This window comes from Streptomyces sp. NPDC090083 (assembly GCF_044747445.1).
Classification (GTDB): Bacteria; Actinomycetota; Actinomycetes; order Streptomycetales; family Streptomycetaceae; genus Streptomyces.
This window is the reverse complement of record NZ_JBIVED010000008.1, coordinates 71,154-87,888: the sequence shown is the minus strand read 5'-3', so window position 1 is coordinate 87,888 and position 16,735 is coordinate 71,154. Positions and strand designations below refer to the sequence as shown.

Annotated in this window: 16 protein-coding genes; 13 read left to right on the top strand and 3 right to left on the bottom strand. The window is 71.1% G+C overall.

Going from position 1 to position 16,735, the window contains the following annotated elements:
* Nucleotides 1-22: 22 nt before the first annotated feature.
* Complete coding sequence (locus ACIPTO_RS26860; protein WP_401196269.1) at nt 23-679, bottom strand: potassium channel family protein; 657 nt, start codon at nt 677-679, stop codon at nt 23-25.
* A gap of 67 nt (nt 680-746) precedes the next feature.
* Between ACIPTO_RS26860 and ACIPTO_RS26855 the strand changes: the two genes are divergently transcribed.
* A complete protein-coding gene (locus tag ACIPTO_RS26855; RefSeq protein ID WP_366323088.1) occupies nt 747-1,307 on the top strand; it encodes an HIT domain-containing protein in 561 nt (186 codons plus the stop codon).
* 157 nt (nt 1,308-1,464) lie between these two features.
* Here the strand turns inward: ACIPTO_RS26855 and ACIPTO_RS26850 are convergent, their stop codons facing one another.
* Nucleotides 1,465-3,132: a hypothetical protein gene (locus tag ACIPTO_RS26850; RefSeq protein ID WP_366323090.1), complete on the bottom strand. Its 1,668-nt coding sequence runs from the start codon at nt 3,130-3,132 to the stop codon at nt 1,465-1,467.
* A gap of 173 nt (nt 3,133-3,305) precedes the next feature.
* Nucleotides 3,306-5,504: an elongation factor G-like protein EF-G2 gene (locus ACIPTO_RS26845; RefSeq protein WP_401196265.1), complete on the bottom strand. Its 2,199-nt coding sequence runs from the start codon at nt 5,502-5,504 to the stop codon at nt 3,306-3,308.
* Nucleotides 5,505-5,722: 218 nt separating this feature from the next.
* On the opposite strand from ACIPTO_RS26845, the gene pgsA reads away from it, so the two are divergent.
* From pgsA to secD, 12 genes are all read left to right on the top strand, one after another.
* Complete coding sequence (pgsA, locus tag ACIPTO_RS26840) at nt 5,723-6,457, top strand: phosphatidylinositol phosphate synthase (protein WP_401196775.1); 735 nt, start codon at nt 5,723-5,725, stop codon at nt 6,455-6,457.
* The gene (locus ACIPTO_RS26835; RefSeq protein ID WP_366323094.1) at nt 6,454-7,365 is read left to right on the top strand and encodes a phosphatidylinositol mannoside acyltransferase; all 912 of its coding nucleotides are present in this window, start codon (nt 6,454-6,456) and stop codon (nt 7,363-7,365) included. Before pgsA ends, ACIPTO_RS26835 begins: the two co-directional genes overlap by 4 nt.
* Nucleotides 7,362-8,522 (top strand): glycosyltransferase family 4 protein, encoded by a 1,161-nt coding sequence (locus tag ACIPTO_RS26830; protein ID WP_401196263.1) that lies wholly within the window; start codon nt 7,362-7,364, stop codon nt 8,520-8,522. The genes ACIPTO_RS26835 and ACIPTO_RS26830 overlap by 4 nt, the downstream gene beginning before the upstream one ends.
* Before the next feature lie 132 nt (nt 8,523-8,654).
* The gene (locus tag ACIPTO_RS26825; protein ID WP_366323098.1) at nt 8,655-9,197 is read left to right on the top strand and encodes a hypothetical protein; all 543 of its coding nucleotides are present in this window, start codon (nt 8,655-8,657) and stop codon (nt 9,195-9,197) included.
* 214 nt (nt 9,198-9,411) lie between these two features.
* The gene (gene pdxS / locus ACIPTO_RS26820; protein WP_366323100.1) at nt 9,412-10,323 is read left to right on the top strand and encodes a pyridoxal 5'-phosphate synthase lyase subunit PdxS; all 912 of its coding nucleotides are present in this window, start codon (nt 9,412-9,414) and stop codon (nt 10,321-10,323) included.
* A gap of 6 nt (nt 10,324-10,329) precedes the next feature.
* Nucleotides 10,330-10,944: a pyridoxal 5'-phosphate synthase glutaminase subunit PdxT gene (gene pdxT / locus ACIPTO_RS26815; RefSeq protein ID WP_401196260.1), complete on the top strand. Its 615-nt coding sequence runs from the start codon at nt 10,330-10,332 to the stop codon at nt 10,942-10,944.
* A gap of 51 nt (nt 10,945-10,995) precedes the next feature.
* A complete protein-coding gene (locus ACIPTO_RS26810) occupies nt 10,996-11,748 on the top strand; it encodes a YebC/PmpR family DNA-binding transcriptional regulator (RefSeq protein ID WP_352180401.1) in 753 nt (250 codons plus the stop codon).
* Nucleotides 11,749-11,887: 139 nt separating this feature from the next.
* Entirely contained in the window at nt 11,888-12,490 is a 603-nt protein-coding gene (gene ruvC / locus ACIPTO_RS26805) for a crossover junction endodeoxyribonuclease RuvC (RefSeq protein WP_401196257.1), read from the top strand.
* Nucleotides 12,487-13,092, top strand: coding sequence for a Holliday junction branch migration protein RuvA (ruvA, locus tag ACIPTO_RS26800; protein ID WP_401196255.1), 606 nt, complete (start codon nt 12,487-12,489; stop codon nt 13,090-13,092). Before ruvC ends, ruvA begins: the two co-directional genes overlap by 4 nt.
* A gap of 10 nt (nt 13,093-13,102) precedes the next feature.
* Entirely contained in the window at nt 13,103-14,173 is a 1,071-nt protein-coding gene (gene ruvB, locus ACIPTO_RS26795) for a Holliday junction branch migration DNA helicase RuvB (RefSeq protein ID WP_366323108.1), read from the top strand.
* Between the two features lie 165 nt (nt 14,174-14,338).
* Nucleotides 14,339-14,845 (top strand): preprotein translocase subunit YajC, encoded by a 507-nt coding sequence (yajC, locus tag ACIPTO_RS26790; protein ID WP_366323110.1) that lies wholly within the window; start codon nt 14,339-14,341, stop codon nt 14,843-14,845.
* A gap of 141 nt (nt 14,846-14,986) precedes the next feature.
* On the top strand, nt 14,987-16,735 hold the full coding sequence (gene secD, locus ACIPTO_RS26785; RefSeq protein ID WP_366323112.1) for a protein translocase subunit SecD: 1,749 nt from the start codon (nt 14,987-14,989) through the stop codon (nt 16,733-16,735).

Here is a 16,735-nt window from a genome sequence, read left to right as displayed (position 1 = left end):
CGGTGAGAGGCCCCCGGGGATGTCACGTCCCCGGGGGCCTCTCGTCGTCCTCCCGGGCGAAGACCTGGAGCAGCCAGGACGCGAAGGTTCCGGTGACCGCGCCCAGCAGGGCCAGGCCGATGGCCATCATGCCTACGGCGATCAGGCGGCCGAGCGGGGTGACGGGGGCGATGTCGCCGTAGCCGACGGTCGCGAAGGTGGCGCAGGTCCACCACACGGCGTCGCCGAACGTGGTCATCGTCGCGCCCGGGGCCGCGTGTTCCTCGTGGTAGACGGAGAGGGCGCCGGCGAAGCCCAGCAGGAGGGTGGACAGGCCTGCGTAGACCATGACGCGCGCGTGCAGCGCGAGGCGGGGCTCACCGTGGCGGCGCTGGACGGTCTCGTAGAGCCGGACGATGCGCAGGGGGCGCAGCAGCGGCAGGAGCAGGACGAGGGTGTCCAGCCAGTGGGTGCGGACGAAGCGCAGCCGCTCGCCGCTCAGCCGCCAGCGGACCCCGTAGTCGACGGCGAAGAGCGCCCACGCGGCGAAGAGCACGGCGAGGCAGACGTCCTGCCAGTCGGCGGGCAGGCCGTGGGCCAGGATGCGCACGGCGTACGCGGCGAGGAAGACCAGGGACGCCACGGCGAGGGGGATCTCCGTGCGCCGCTCCCAGCGGGCCTTGCGGCTGTCGTCGTCCATCGGCCCAGCTTGGCGCGGGAGGGGTTTCGCGCAACCCCGGCGACACGCCGCGAACGGGCGAAGCCATATGCTTCCCTGCATGACGAGTGAGCCGGAGCAGCAGATCGGAGTGGGCACGCCGGACGCGTTCCAACGCCTCTGGACGCCCCACCGGATGGCCTACATCCAGGGCGAGAACAAGCCGACCGGACCCGGTGCGGACGACGGTTGCCCCTTCTGCTCGATTCCGGCCAAATCGGACGAGGACGGGTTGATCGTCAGGCGCGGTGAGCTGGTCTACGGGGTGCTGAACCTGTACCCGTACAACGGCGGCCATCTGATGGTCGTGCCCTACCGTCACGTCGCGGACTACACCGACCTGACGGACGCCGAGACCGGGGAGCTCGCGGCCCTCACCAAGCAGGCGATGACGGCCCTGCGGACCGCCTCCGGCGCGCACGGCTTCAACATCGGCATGAACCAGGGCAGCGTCGCGGGCGCGGGCATCGCCGCCCATCTGCACCAGCACATCGTCCCGCGCTGGGGCGGCGACACGAACTTCATGCCGGTGGTCGGCCACACGAAGGTGCTGCCGCAACTGCTCGCGGACACGCGGAAGATGCTGGCGGACGCGTGGCCCACGGCGTGAGCCCCGGCGCCTGAGGTCCGGGCGTCTGACGTCCGGGCGCCTCAGGTTCGGGCGCCCGAGGTCCCGGTCGGCTTCCTCCGGGTACCGCAGCACCCGCACCCTCACTCGCCCGCACGTGGGCCGCTCGATCGCCGGCGGCTCACGGACCGCCGGCGGCTCACGCGTCGTAGAGGTCGGCCTTGCGCGGTGACACGTCCTGCACGCCGGCGCTGAGGCCCGACGAGCGGCTGCTGAACTTGTCCGTGTCCACGCCGTTCTCGTCCAGGACGCGGATCGCCGCGGCGTGGACCACGCGGAGCACCGGGGTCGCGGCGCGCAGCGCGTCGTCGGCCATGAAGCGGTGGCGCCAGGGCTGGTCGGCCCAGGCGTGCCGCAGGCCGAACGGCTCGGGCAGGGATATGGAACCGCCGAGCCAGTTCAGCAGCGGCGGGTACCAGGTGATCGGGGCGCGGACGGCGAGGCGCACCACCTCGTCGGCGGGGACGAGCGGGAGCTTGACGCTGCGGTTCTCCCACGGCTTGAAGGTCTTCTGGACGCTCTTCGTCGGGGCCGAGGGCTTGCCGGTGAACAGTGAGTTCACCGGGCCCAGGGCGTGGCCGGTGATCTCGATGCGCAGGGTCTTGTGCAGCACGGTGACCGTGATCATCATCGTGATGACCAACTGGCCCTCCCAGAGCGTCCACTGGACGCCCAGGTAGTGCCGGTCGCCCGCGCCGAACTGCTGCTTGTTGCAGATGTCCTGGATCGCGTGCGTCTTGACCTGGTAGGCGTCCACGTCCGTGCCCTCGGGCCGGGACACCGCCTTCGAGCCCTCACCGATCGGCGTGACGATCCAGTGGCGTATCGACGCCTTCGGGAAGCCGCCGGTGTTGATCGTGTTCCGCTCCAGCATGCGCAGGTCGTCGTGGATGTTGCGGATGACGTCCCAGCTGCGGAAGGGGTGGATCTCCCGGTCGGCGTCCCGCGCGATGAGGTCCTCGGCGAGCTGCCAGCTGCCCCAGCGGGTGCCCATGCCGAGGATGCCCTTGGGGCCGGCGTAGAAGATCGAGTTCGACTGCTGTTCGGCGCTGAGCTTGGCCAGGGACTGGCGGAGCTGCTCGGCCTGGGTCTCGCCGGGGCTGGTCGGCACCGCCTCGGGAACCTTCGCGCCGACGCTGCTGCCCGACAGCAGGCTGGACCAGCGCTCGCGCAGGTCCTTCGCGGTGTTCTCGCAGACCTGCTTGGCCCACAGCCAGCCGACGACCGGGAGGACGACGCACGCGCGTGCGTACCAGGTCCAGAAGCCGTGGAACGGCATCTTGATCAGGAAGATCACGGCGATCGCGCCGACGGCGACGAGGAGGGTGGTGGCGATCGCGCCCGCCCGCTTGTTGGCCTGCGTGCGCTTGTCGACCAGGCTGCGCAGCTGGAAGACCAGCAGCCAGACGATGAGCCCGGGCAGGAACAGCACACCGCACAGCACCATGATCATGGACAGCCGGTTGTCCCGCGCGCGGCGGATGTTGTTCGCCGCCAGGGCGTGCTCGACGACCGCCTGCGGTTCGGTGCCGAAGGACTGGATCAGTGGCGCGCGGCCGGGGCCGAGCATCCGGGAGACCAGGGCTCCGGAGAAGGCCTCACCGAGGTTCGGGCGGAAGATAGTCGCCCACTTGCGGCCCTCGTTGACGGCCGTCTGGTGCCATTCGTTGTCGGCCTTCTTGATGTCGGCCACCGGGTTGTCCCGGTAAGCCGCCGAGGCCAGCGCGAAGGTCGCCGTCTGCCCCTCGTCGCCGGTTCGCGGCACCTGTGGTCCGAAGATGTCCGCGTAACCGCTCTCAACGGTCATACCCGCCCCCGATCGCCGCCGCTCCCGCTTCTGCGGCTTTCCCGACTTCCGTGCTCCGCACACCTGTTGATCAGGTCATCAGCGTATCGGCAGCCACTGACATTCGTCGGCGGACGGCCGAAAGCCGCCCACCGACAGCGAAAGATCCCCGAACCGCACCGGGGATCTCCGAACTACGGGGCGTCGCCCGCCTGTTCGCGGATCCGTTCGGCGATCTGCTGGGGCATCGGTTCGTGGCGGGCGTAGGCGCGGTGGAAGCGGGCGGTGCCGTGCGAGAGGGAGCGGAGGTCGACGGCGTAGCGGCCGATCTCGATCTCCGGGACCTCCGCGCGGACGAGTGTGCGCCCGCCGGACGTCTGCTCGGTGCCGAGGACCCGGCCGCGCCGCCCGGAGAGGTCGCTCATCACCGCGCCCACGTAGTCGTCGCCGACCAGGACGGTCACCTCCGCCACCGGTTCCAGGAGGTGGATCTTCGCCTCGGCCGCGGCCTGCCGCAGGGCCAGCGCGCCGGCCGTCTGGAACGCGGCGTCCGAGGAGTCCACCGAGTGCGCCTTGCCGTCGAGCAGGGTGATCCGTACGTCGAGAAGGGGATGACCGGCGGCGACTCCCCTGGCGGCCTGGGCCCGTACGCCCTTCTCCACCGACGGGATGAACTGCCGGGGCACCGCGCCCCCGATGACCTTGTCCACGAACTCGATGCCCGTGCCGCCCGGCAGCGGCTCGACCTCGATCTCGCAGATCGCGAACTGCCCGTGCCCGCCGGACTGTTTGACGTGCCGGCCGCGCCCCTGCGCCTTCGCCGCGAACGTCTCCCGCAGGGACACCTTGTGCGCGACGAGGTCGACCTGGACGCCGTAGCGGCTGCGCAGCCGTTCCAGGGCGACGTCCGCGTGGGCCTCGCCGAGGCACCACAGGACGACCTGGTGGGTGTCCTGGTTCTGTTCCAGGCGCATGGTGGGGTCCTCGGCGACGAGCCTGCTCAGACCCTGCGAGAGCTTGTCCTCGTCCGCCTTGCTGTGTGCCTGGATGGCGAGCGGCAGCAGCGGGTCGGGCATCTCCCAGGGCTCCATGAGGAGCGGGTCGTCCTTGGCCGAGAGGGTGTCCCCGGTCTCCGCGCGGCCCAGCTTCGCCACGCACGCGAGGTCGCCCGCGATGCAGTGCGTGAGCGCCCGCTGCTGCTTGCCGAAGGGCGCGGACAGGGCGCCGACGCGTTCGTCGACGTCGTGGTCCTCGTGGCCGCGGTCGGCGAGCCCGTGCCCGGAGACATGGACCGTCTGGTCCGGCCGCAGCGTCCCGGAGAACACGCGCACCAGGGAGACCCGGCCGACGTACGGGTCGGAGGCGGTCTTCACGACCTCGGCGACCAGCGGACCGTCCGGGTCGCACGGCTTGAGCTCGCGCGTCCTGCCGTCGACCGTGGTGACCCCGGGCGCCGCGCGCTCCAGCGGGGTCGGGAAGCCGCCTGTGATCAGCTCCAGCAGCTCGACCGTGCCGAGACCCTGCCGGGCGCCCTCGGCGGCGGGCGCGGCCGCCAGGACGGGAAAGAAGACCCCGCGTGCCACGGCCCGCTCCAGGTCCCCGATGAGCGTCTTGACGTCGATCTCCTCGCCGCCGAGATAGCGGTCCATGAGGGTCTCGTCCTCGCTCTCCGCGATGATCCCCTCGATGAGCCGGTTGCGGGCCTCCTCGATCCGCGGCAGCTGGTCGGGCCCGGGCTCCGACTCCTTGCGCTCCCCGGACGCGTAGTCGAACAGCTTCTGCGACAGCAGCCCGACGAGACCGGCCACGGGCGCGTGCCCGTCCGGCCCCGGCGCGCCGTGCAGCGGGAGGTACAGGGGGAGCACGGCGTCGGGGTCGTCCGCGCCGAAGGCCTCCGCGCAGGTGCGGGTCATGCTCTCGAAGTCCGCGCGGGCGGACTCCAGGTGCGTGATGACGATGGCGCGCGGCATGCCCACGGCCGCGCACTCCTCCCACACCATGCGGGTCGAGCCGTCCACGCCGTCGGAGGCCGAGACGACGAAGAGGGCCGCGTCCGCCGCGCGCAGACCGGCCCTCAACTCGCCGACGAAATCGGCGTACCCGGGGGTGTCGAGAAGGTTGACCTTGTACCCGTCCCAGTCGACGGGCACCAGGGAGAGCTGCACCGAGCGCTGCTGCCGGTGCTCGATCTCGTCGTAGTCGGAGACGGTGCCGCCGTCCTCCACGCGGCCCGCCCGGTTCACCGCCCCCGCGGTCAGCGCGAGGGCCTCCACCAGAGTCGTCTTGCCCGATCCGGAGTGGCCGACCAGCACCACATTCCGTACGGACGCGGGGTGGTCGGCCGCTGTAGCCCTGCCGGCGGCTCCGGGGTGTGCGTTCGCCTTGTCGCCCATGGCCTTGCCTCCCGTACACGGTGAGGTCACTGTGGGCGCGGACACACGCAGCCGCGTGCGGTGGCGGCTCCGATGACGCCCGCGGTCCTTCGAGCTTTCCACTCCCGTCACGGTGCGTCCATACACCGGACGCGATCCGGCCGCCGGCACCGTCGGCATCGAGTCGTGACCCGGGCGCACGGGTGCCCGGCCGTCGCCAACGCGCGCGCGTGGCTACGATGGGCCAGCCGGTGGCCAGCAGGGGCCGCGCGGCGACACCGACCCTCGGGAAGGCCATGCTGAACAAGTACGCGCGTGCATTCTTCACGCGTGTCCTCACGCCGTTCGCCGCGTTTCTGATCCGCCGGGGCGTCAGCCCCGACATGGTCACCCTCCTCGGCACCGCCGGAGTGGTCGCGGGCGCGCTGGTCTTCTACCCCATGGGCGAGTTCTTCTGGGGCACGGTCGTGATCACGCTGTTCGTGTTCTCCGACCTCGTCGACGGCAACATGGCCCGCCAGCTGGGCCGTTCCAGCCGCTGGGGCGCCTTCCTCGACTCCACGCTCGACCGGGTCGCGGACAGCGCCGTCTTCGGCGGCCTGGCCCTCTGGTACGCGGGCGGCGGCGACAACATCGCCCTGTGCGCCGTCTCGATCTTCTGCCTGGCCAGCGGCCAGGTGGTGTCGTACACCAAGGCGCGCGGCGAGGCGATCGGTCTGCCGGTCGCCGTCAACGGCCTGGTCGAGCGCGCCGAGCGGCTCGTGATCTCACTCGTCGCCTGCGGCCTCTCCGGCTTGCACAAGTTCGGCGTCCCGGGCATCCAGTGGCTGCTGCCGATCGCGCTGTGGATCGTCGCCGTGGGCAGCCTCGTCACGCTGATCCAGCGCGTCGTCACGGTCCGCCGCGAGGCGGCCGAGGCCGACGCCGCGGCCGCTCAGGAGGCCGCGCAGCACAGCAGCGGGGCGACCCCGTGAGCAGTGCCCGGGAACGGCTGACGGACACGCTCTACGGTGTCGGCTGGAGCACCGTCAAGAAACTCCCCGAGCCGGTCGCCGTCCGGCTCGGCCGCACCATCGCCGATCTCGCCTGGAAGCGCCGCGGCAAGGGCGTCCAGCGGCTGGAGAGCAACTACGCGCGCGTGGTGCCCGACGCGAGCCCCGAGCGGCTCGCCGAGCTCTCGCGCGCGGGCATGCGGTCGTACCTGCGCTACTGGATGGAGTCCTTCCGGCTCCCCGCCTGGAGCGCCGAGCGGATCCGCACGGGCTTCGAGCCCAAGGACGTGCACCACCTCACCGACGGCATCGCCTCCGACCGCGGTGTCATCCTCGCGCTGCCGCACCTGGCCAACTGGGATCTCGCCGGCGCCTGGGTCACCACCGCCCTGGAGACCCCGTTCACCACGGTGGCCGAACGCCTCAAGCCCGAGACGCTCTACGACCGTTTCGTCGCCTACCGCGAGGGCCTCGGCATGGAGGTCCTCCCGCACAGCGGCGGCACCGCCTTCGGCACCCTCGCCCGGCGCCTGCGCGACGGCGGCCTGGTCTGCCTGGTCGCCGAACGCGACCTGTCCGCCTCCGGGGTCGAGGTCACGTTCTTCGGCGAGGCCACCCGAATGCCCGCAGGACCGGCCCTCCTCGCCCAGCAGACGGGCGCGCTGCTGCTCCCCGTCACGCTCTGGTACGACGACTCGCCGGTCATGCAGGGCCGGGTCCATCCGCCGGTCGAGGTGCCCGAGTCAGGCGATCGGGCCGAGAAGACGTCTGTCATGACACAGGCGCTGGCGGACGCCTTCGCCACCGGCATCGCCGACCACCCGGAGGACTGGCACATGCTCCAGCGCTTGTGGCTCGCGGACCTCGATCCCGGCAAGGGGCCCTCGTGAGGATCGGCATCGTCTGCCCCTACTCCTGGGACGTGCCGGGCGGCGTCCAGTTCCACATCAGGGACCTGGCCGAGTACTTCGTCCGGCTCGGTCACGAGGTCTCCGTCCTGGCCCCGGCCGACGACGACACCCCCCTGCCGCCCTACGTCGTCTCCGCCGGACGCGCCGTCCCGGTGCCGTACAACGGCTCGGTGGCCCGGCTGAACTTCGGCTTCCTGTCCGCCGCCCGGGTCCGGCGCTGGCTGCACGACGGCGAGTTCGACGTCATCCACATCCACGAACCGACCTCGCCGTCCCTCGGCCTCCTCGCCTGCTGGGCGGCCCAGGGCCCGATCGTCGCCACCTTCCACACCTCCAACCCGCGCTCCCGGGCGATGATCGCCGCGTACGCGATCCTCCAGGCCGCGCTGGAGAAGATCAGCGCCCGGATCGCGGTGAGCGAGTACGCCCGCCGCACCCTCGTCGAACACCTGGGCGGCGACGCGGTCGTCATCCCGAACGGCGTCGACGTCGACTTCTTCGCGCGCGCCGAACCCAGGCCCGAGTGGCAGGGCGGGACCATCGGCTTCATCGGCCGCATCGACGAACCCCGCAAGGGCCTCCCCGTCCTGATGAAGGCCCTGCCGAAGATCCTCGCCGAACACCCGCAGGCCAGGCTCCTGGTCGCGGGACGGGGCGACGAGGAGGAGGCCGTCGAGTCCCTCCCCGAGGACCTGCGCTCCCGCGTCGAGTTCCTCGGCATGATCAGCGACGAGGACAAGGCCCGCTTCCTCCGCAGCATCGACCTCTACGTGGCCCCCAACACCGGCGGCGAGAGCTTCGGCATCATCCTCGTCGAGGCCATGTCCGCGGGCGCCCCGGTCCTCGCCTCCGACCTCCCCGCCTTCGCCCAGGTCCTCGACCAGGGCGGCGCGGGCGAACTCTTCACCAACGAGGACGCCGACGCCCTGGCCGAGGCGGCGGTACGCCTGCTGGGGGACCCCGAGCGCCGCGCCGACCTCCGGCGCAACGGCAGCGCCCACGTACGACGCTTCGACTGGTCGACGGTCGGCGCGGACATCCTCTCCGTGTACGAGACGGTGACCGCGGGCGCGGCAGCGGTCGCCACGGACGAACGGACGGGCCTGCGAGCGAGGTTCGGCCTGGCGCGGGACTGAGGCCGCGCTCCCGGCCGAGGCCGTCCAGGCCGACGCGGGGGAGTGGGGGCGGCGGCCCCCACAACGCCCCCACCGACCCCCCGCACGCATCCCGGTCAACCCGAGTGGAACGGCCCCGTAGGCTTGCCGCCCGTGACCGCAACCCTGATCTGGATCCTCGTCGCCGTCGTCGCGATCGGCCTCTACCTGAGCTGGACCGCGGGACGGCTCGACCGGCTGCACACCCGCATCGACGCGGCGCGCGCGGCACTGGACGCCCAACTGCTGCGACGCGCCTCAGTGACCCAGGAACTGGCCACCTCCGGAGTCCTCGACCCGGCCGCCTCGATCGTCCTCTACGAAGCCGCGCACGCCGCCCGGCAGGCCGAGGAGGAGCAACGGGAGGTCGCCGAGAGCGAGTTGAGCCAGGCCCTGCGCGCCGTCTTCGCGGAGGCCCCGCAGGTGGAGGACGTCCGTGAGGCACCCGGCGGAGAGGCGGCGGCCCACGAACTCACCGAGGCGGTCCGGCGGGTGCCCATGGCCCGGCGCTTCCACAACGACGCCGTACGCGCGGCCCGCGCCCTGCGCCGGCACCGCAAGGTCCGCTGGTTCCGGCTGGCCGGACACGCCCCGTTCCCGATGGCCTTCGAGATGGACGACGAGCCCCCGGCCGCGCTGGTGGACCGGGCGGCATAGAACGGCCCGGCCCGGTCCGCCCGGCACGGCCGTAGAACACAGCCGTAGTACACAGCCGTAGTACACAGTCGCGGACGGCCGCCCTGGCGCGCGTCCGCAAGGCGTCCCGGTCGGAAAACGATCCACCGGGTGTTCATTGGCCCTTGCTGTGGCCTGCACCTCTGCCGTTTCCTCGGTGATGCAGAAACCCTCTTTCACCGAGTGAGGTCACCCCGTGTCCAGCATCCCCAGCTCCGCCCAGACCCCCGAGACCGGCACCGCGCGCGTGAAGCGCGGCATGGCCGAGCAGCTCAAGGGCGGGGTGATCATGGACGTGGTCAACGCCGAGCAGGCGAAGATCGCCGAGGACGCCGGCGCCGTGGCCGTCATGGCCCTGGAGCGGGTCCCCGCCGACATCCGCAAGGACGGTGGAGTGGCCCGGATGTCCGACCCGACGATGATCGAGGAGATCATCGAGGCGGTCTCCATCCCGGTCATGGCCAAGTCCCGTATCGGCCACTTCGTCGAGGCCCAGGTCCTGCAGTCCCTCGGCGTCGACTACATCGACGAGTCCGAGGTCCTCACCCCGGCCGACGAGGTCAACCACTCCGACAAGTGGGCCTTCACCACCCCCTTCGTCTGCGGTGCGACCAACCTGGGCGAGGCCCTGCGCCGGATCGCCGAGGGCGCCGCGATGATCCGCTCCAAGGGCGAGGCCGGCACCGGCAACGTCGTCGAGGCGGTCCGCCACCTGCGCCAGATCAAGAACGAGATCGCCAAGCTGCGCGGCTTCGACAACAACGAGCTGTACGCCGCCGCCAAGGAGCTGCGCGCGCCCTACGAGATCGTCCGCGAGGTCGCCGAACTGGGCAAGCTCCCGGTCGTGCTGTTCTCCGCCGGCGGTGTCGCCACCCCCGCCGACGCGGCCCTGATGCGCCAGCTCGGCGCCGAGGGCGTCTTCGTCGGCTCCGGCATCTTCAAGTCCGGCGACCCGGCCAAGCGCGCCGCCGCCATCGTGAAGGCGACCACCTTCTACGACGACCCGAAGATCATCGCGGACGCGTCCCGCAACCTCGGCGAGGCCATGGTCGGCATCAACTGCGACACCCTCCCCGAGACCGAGCGCTACGCCAACCGCGGCTGGTAACCACCCATGGCGGATGTTTCTTCAGCCCCTGTCATCGGCGTCCTGGCCCTCCAGGGCGACGTACGGGAGCACCTGATCGCCCTGGCCGCGGCCGACGCCGTGGCCAGGCAGGTCAGGCGCCCCGAGGAACTCGCCGAGGCGGACGGTCTCGTCATCCCCGGGGGTGAGTCGACCACCATCTCCAAGCTGGCCGTCCTCTTCGGCCTGATGGACCCGCTGCGCACGCGCGTGCGTGCCGGCATGCCCGTCTACGGCACCTGCGCCGGCCTGATCATGCTCGCCGACAAGATCCTCGACCCGCGCTCGGGCCAGGAGACGATCGGCGGCATCGACATGATCGTGCGCCGCAACGCCTTCGGACGGCAGAACGAATCCTTCGAAGCGGCTGTCGACGTCAGGGGAATCGAGGGCGATCCTGTGGAGGGCGTCTTCATCCGCGCCCCCTGGGTCGAGTCCGTAGGAGCCGAGACCGAGGTCCTCGCCGAGCACGAGGGCCACATCGTCGCGGTCCGCCAGGGCAACGCGCTCGCCACGTCGTTCCACCCGGAACTGACCGGCGACCACCGCGTGCACTCCCTGTTCGTCGACATGGTGCGCGCGAACCTGGCTCCGGGGTCCTAGTAGGATCTCTGGGGTTCGTAAAGAGTTGGGTTACGCGAAGGAGACAGGCAGATGTCCGGCCACTCTAAATGGGCTACGACGAAGCACAAGAAGGCCGTGATCGACGCCAAGCGCGGCAAGCTCTTCGCGAAGATGATCAAGAACATCGAGGTCGCGGCCCGTACCGGTGGTGCCGATGTGTCCGGCAACCCGACGCTGTTCGACGCCATCCAGAAGGCCAAGAAGAGCTCGGTCCCGAACAAGAACATCGACTCCGCCGTCAAGCGCGGTGCCGGTCTCGAAGCCGGTGGCGCCGACTACGAGACGATCATGTACGAGGGTTACGGCCCGAACGGAGTCGCGGTGCTCATCGAGTGCCTCACCGACAACCGCAACCGCGCCGCCTCGGACGTCCGCGTCGCCATGACCCGCAACGGCGGGAACATGGCCGACCCCGGTTCCGTGTCGTACCTCTTCAACCGCAAGGGTGTCGTCGTCGTCCCCAAGGGCGAGCTGTCCGAGGACGACGTCCTGGGTGCCGTGCTCGACGCGGGCGCCGAGGAGGTCAACGACCTCGGTGAGTCCTTCGAGGTCATCTCCGAGGCCACCGACCTGGTCGCGGTCCGCACCGCGCTCCAGGACGCCGGCATCGACTACGACTCCGCCGACGCCAACTTCGTCCCGACCATGCAGGTCGAGCTCGACGAGGACGGCGCCCGCAAGATCTTCAAGCTGATCGACGCCCTGGAGGACAGCGACGACGTGCAGAACGTCTTCGCCAACTTCGACGTCAGCGACGAGGTCATGGAGAAGGTCGACGCGTAGCGCTGCCGCGAGCTGAGCGGATTTCGGCGGGCCGACGGGACACACCCCGTCGGCCCGCCGCTTTGTCAGTGACACCCGATAGCCTGCACGAACGGGGGTGCCCCGGCGAGGCCGGGAGAGATCGAACGAGGGGGTTGGTGTGCGCGTACTCGGGGTCGACCCCGGTCTGACCCGCTGCGGTGTCGGTGTCGTCGAAGGAGTCGCGGGCCGGCCGCTCACCATGGTCGGTGTCGGTGTCGTACGGACCCCGGCGGACGCCGAGCTGGGCCTGCGGCTGGTCGCCATCGAGCAGGGCATCGAAGCGTGGCTGGACGAACACCGGCCCGAATTCGTCGCCGTGGAGCGGGTGTTCAGCCAGCACAACGTCCGTACGGTCATGGGCACCGCCCAGGCCAGCGCCGTCGCCATGCTGTGCGCCGCCCGCCGCGGCATCCCGGTCGCCCTGCACACCCCCAGCGAGGTCAAGGCCGCCGTCACCGGCAGCGGTCGCGCCGACAAGGCCCAGGTCGGCGCCATGGTGACCCGACTGCTCCGACTCGACGCACCCCCCAAACCCGCCGACGCGGCCGACGCCCTCGCGCTGGCCATCTGCCACATCTGGCGCGGCCCTGCGACCAACCGCCTCCAGCAGGCGGTCGCCCAGAACCGCCTCCAGCAGGCCGTCGCCCAGCACGCGGCCGGCACGCTGAAGACCCCGCACACCCCGACCACCCGGCAAGCCCCGAAAGGCCGTACCGCATGATCGCCTTCGTCAGCGGCACGGTCGCCGCACTCGCCCCCGACACCGCGGTGCTCGAGGTCGGCGGTGTCGGCATGGCCGTCCAGTGCACGCCGAACACGCTGTCCACGCTCCGCCTCGGCAAGCCCGCCCGGCTCGCCACCTCCCTCGTCGTCCGCGAGGACTCGCTCACCCTGTACGGCTTCGTGGACGACGACGAACGCCAGATCTTCGAGTTGCTCCAGACCGCGACCGGCGTCGGCCCCCGGCTCGCACAGGCCATGCTTGCCGTGCACACCCCGGACGCGCTGCGCCGGGCCGTCGCCGCCGGGGACGAGAAGGCGCTGATGGCCGTGCCGGGCATCGGCAAGAAGGGCGCGCAGAAGCTGCTGCTGGAGTTCAAGGACCGGCTCGGCGCCCCGGTCGGCGCCCCCGCCGTCGGCGCCCCGGTCACCAGCGGCTGGCGCGACCAGCTGCACGCCGCCCTCGTCGGCCTCGGGTACGCGACCCGTGAGGCCGACGAGGCCGTGTCCGCCGTGGCACCGCAGGCCGAGGCCGCCGAAGGGGCGCCGCAGGTGGGGCAGTTGCTCAAGGCCGCCCTCCAGACCCTGAACCGCGCCCGCTAGGAGAACGTCAGTGAACTGGGACGACACGACCGACGAGACCGCCGCCGAGCGGCTGGTGGGCTCGGTCGCCGACCGCGAGGACCAGGCCGTCGAGGCCGCCCTGCGCCCCAAGGACCTGGGCGAGTTCATCGGCCAGGAGAAGGTCCGCGAACAGCTCGACCTGGTGCTGCGCGCCGCACGCGCGCGGGGCGCCACCGCCGACCACGTCCTGCTCTCCGGCGCCCCCGGCCTCGGCAAGACCACCCTGTCGATGATCATCGCGGCCGAGATGGGCGCCCCCATCCGCATCACCAGCGGCCCCGCCATCCAGCACGCGGGCGACCTCGCCGCGATCCTCTCCTCCCTCCAGGAGGGCGAGGTCCTCTTCCTCGACGAGATCCACCGCATGTCGCGGCCCGCCGAGGAGATGCTCTACATGGCGATGGAGGACTTCCGCGTCGACGTCATCGTCGGCAAGGGCCCCGGCGCCACCGCGATCCCGCTGGAGCTGCCCCCCTTCACCCTGGTCGGCGCCACCACGCGCGCGGGACTCCTGCCGCCCCCGCTGCGCGACCGCTTCGGCTTCACCGCGCACATGGAGTTCTACGAACCCGCCGAACTGGAGCGCGTCATCCACCGCTCGGCCAACCTCCTCGACGTGGAGATCGACCCCACCGGCGCCGCCGAGATCGCCGGCCGCTCCCGCGGCACGCCCCGCATCGCCAACCGGCTGCTGCGCCGCGTCCGGGACTACGCGCAGGTCAAGGCCGACGGCTTCATCACCCAGGACATCGCGGGGGCCGCCCTCAAGGTCTACGAGGTAGACGGCCGCGGTCTCGACCGGCTCGACCGCGGTGTCCTCGAAGCCCTGCTCAAGCTGTTCGGCGGCGGACCGGTCGGCCTGTCCACGCTCGCCGTCGCCGTGGGGGAGGAGCGCGAGACCGTCGAGGAGGTCGCCGAACCCTTCCTCGTACGGGAGGGACTGCTGGCCCGCACCCCGCGCGGACGCGTCGCCACCCCGGCCGCGTGGGCGCATCTCGGCCTCACCCCGCCCCGCGCGTCAACCGGGGGAAACGGACAAGGGGACCTGTTCGGGGCGTGACGGCGGGGGCACTGGCCGGGGCAGGAACCCCGGTGCCATGCTGAGCGTTGTTCCATCAGCGTGGACTCGCTTAGACTCCGCCGATGCCGCCTTTGTGGGCGGCGCCGACCACCCCCATCCACCAGGCCGCTCACCGCCGCGGTCGTGCGAAGGAAATTCCGTCCCGTGAATATCGTGACCCTCCTCCCCTTCATCGTGCTCATCGGGGCCATGTTCCTGATGACCCGCTCTGCCAAGCGCAAGCAGCAGGCGGCCGCGTCGATGCGTAATGACATGCAGCCCGGCACCGGCGTCCGCACGATCGGGGGCGTGTACGCGACGGTCAAGGAGGTCAACGAGGAGACGGTCCTTCTCGACGCAGGCCCGGGCGTCGAGCTTCTCTTCGCGAAGAACGCGATCGGCGCCGTCCTCACCGACGACGAGTACAACCGCATCGTCCACGGCATCGAGCACGACCTGAAGGACGACGCCGACATCGTCCCGGACGACGCCTCCTCCCTCACCGAGACCGACGAGCCCGCCGCCGACTCCTCCGACGACAAGCCCATCGACCTCGGCAAGAAGGACGCGGCCGTCGAGCCGGCCGACGCCACCGAGGAGGCGGCCAAGGCCGCAGAGGCGAAGACGGAAGAAGAGCCGAAGAAGACCGACGGCGACTCCGACGCGAAGTAGTAACGTCCCGGGAGCGCGGCGCGACCCGCTCGCGCCCCGCGCACCCGGGTACGTGCGTCGCTCGCACGGGATCCCGACACCATGTCATGGCCGCAGCCACGCTGACCCGGCGCGGAGCGGCCCGAGAGGGAGTACGAGAAGGTGGCAGCACCTAAGAGGGGCCGTAGCGCGAGCGCCCAGAGCAAGCCGGGGCGCTCGCTGGCCCTCATCCTGATCGCCATCGTGGCGCTCACCGGTGGCATGTTCGCATCCGGGCACGACACTCCGCGTCTCGGCATCGACCTGGCCGGCGGCACGAGCATCACCCTCCGGGCCGTCCCGGAGAAGGGCCAGGAATCCGCGATCAACAAGACCAACATGGACACCGCGGTCGACATCATGAACCGCCGTGTCAATGGTCTTGGCGTCTCGGAGGCCGAGGTCCAGACGCAGGGCAGCAGGAACATCATCGTCAACATCCCCAAGGGCACGAACTCGGAGGAAGCGCGCCAGCAGGTCGGTACCACGGCCAAGCTGTACTTCCGCCCGGTCCTGGCCACGGAGGCGTCCGCCGGCGCCGCGACGGCGAGCCCCTCGCCGAGCGCGTCGAGCAGCGCGTCCGGCAGCTCCTCGAGCTCGGCCACTCCCAAGGCGACCGGTTCCTCCTCGAGCTCCGCGACCCCGTCGGCCACCGCCACCTCCCAGGGCCGCGCCGCCAGCGACGCGCTGAAGGCCGACTCCACCTCCTCCGCGAGCCCCAGCGCCACCCCGTCGGCGAGCAGCTCCAGCGCCGCCAGCGCGGCTGCCGCCAAGCTGGAGGCCCAGTACACCGCGCTCGACTGCTCCAAGAAGGCGGTCCAGAACACCGCGGGCAAGGACGCCACCGCCAAGGACGCCACCGTGGCCTGCGGCAAGGTCTCCGGCGTCTGGTACAAGTACCTGCTCGGTCCCGCCGCCGTCGACGGCACGGACGTCAAGAAGGCCCAGGCCGTCTACAACACGCAGACCGCCGCCGGCTGGCAGGTCACCATGGACTTCACCGGCAAGGGCTCGGACAAGTTCGCGTCGATCACCGGCGAGCTGGCGAAGAACACCACCCCGCAGAACGAGTTCGGCATCGTCCTCGACGGCCAGGTCGTCTCCAGCCCGTACGTCAGCTCGTCCATCACGGGCGGCAACGCGGAGATCTCCGGCAGCTTCACCCAGGAAGAGGCCCAGAGCCTCGCCAACATGCTGTCCTACGGCGCCCTGCCGCTGACCTTCAAGGAGGACAGCGTCACCACGGTGACCGCGGCCCTCGGCGGTGAGCAGCTGCACGCCGGTCTGATCGCGGGCGCGATCGGCCTCGCGCTGGTCGTCGTCTACCTGCTGATCTTCTACCGCGGCCTGTCGGTCATCGCGATCCCCTCGCTGCTGGTCTCCGCGATCCTCACGTACGTGATCATGGCGCTGCTCGGCCCGGGCATCGGCTTCGCGCTGAACCTGCCGGCGGTCTGTGGTGCGATCGTCGCGATCGGTATCACCGCGGACTCGTTCATCGTGTTCTTCGAACGCATCCGGGACGAGATCCGTGAGGGCCGCTCGCTGCGTCCCGCCGTCGAGCGGGCCTGGCCGCGTGCCCGGCGCACCATCCTGGTCTCCGACTTCGTGTCGTTCCTCGCCGCCGCGGTGCTGTTCATCGTCACCGTCGGCAAGGTCCAGGGCTTCGCGTTCACCCTCGGCCTGACCACCGTGCTCGACGTGGTCGTCGTCTTCCTCTTCACCAAGCCGCTGATGACGATCCTCGCCCGCCGCAAGTTCTTCTCGAGCGGCCACAAGTACTCCGGCCTGGACCCGAAGGCACTCGGCGCCAAGCCGCCCCTGCGCCGCACCCGCCGTCCCTCCGCCCCCGTCGACCCGAAGGAGGCGTGA

Excerpts from the sequence above, each read along its gene's own strand:
- ruvA (WP_401196255.1), top strand. The coding sequence starts at position 12,487 with ATGATCGCCTTCGTCAGCGGCACGGTCGCCGCACTCGCCCCCGACACC.
- pdxT (WP_401196260.1), top strand. The coding sequence starts at position 10,330 with ATGGCGGATGTTTCTTCAGCCCCTGTCATCGGCGTCCTGGCCCTCCAG.
- ACIPTO_RS26845 (WP_401196265.1), bottom strand. The coding sequence starts at position 5,504 with ATGGGCGACAAGGCGAACGCACACCCCGGAGCCGCCGGCAGGGCTACA.
- ACIPTO_RS26850 (WP_366323090.1), bottom strand. The coding sequence starts at position 3,132 with ATGACCGTTGAGAGCGGTTACGCGGACATCTTCGGACCACAGGTGCCG.
- ACIPTO_RS26860 (WP_401196269.1), bottom strand. The coding sequence starts at position 679 with ATGGACGACGACAGCCGCAAGGCCCGCTGGGAGCGGCGCACGGAGATC.
- ACIPTO_RS26855 (WP_366323088.1), top strand. The coding sequence starts at position 747 with ATGCTTCCCTGCATGACGAGTGAGCCGGAGCAGCAGATCGGAGTGGGC.
- pgsA (WP_401196775.1), top strand. The coding sequence starts at position 5,723 with ATGGGCCAGCCGGTGGCCAGCAGGGGCCGCGCGGCGACACCGACCCTC.
- ACIPTO_RS26810 (WP_352180401.1), top strand. The coding sequence starts at position 10,996 with ATGTCCGGCCACTCTAAATGGGCTACGACGAAGCACAAGAAGGCCGTG.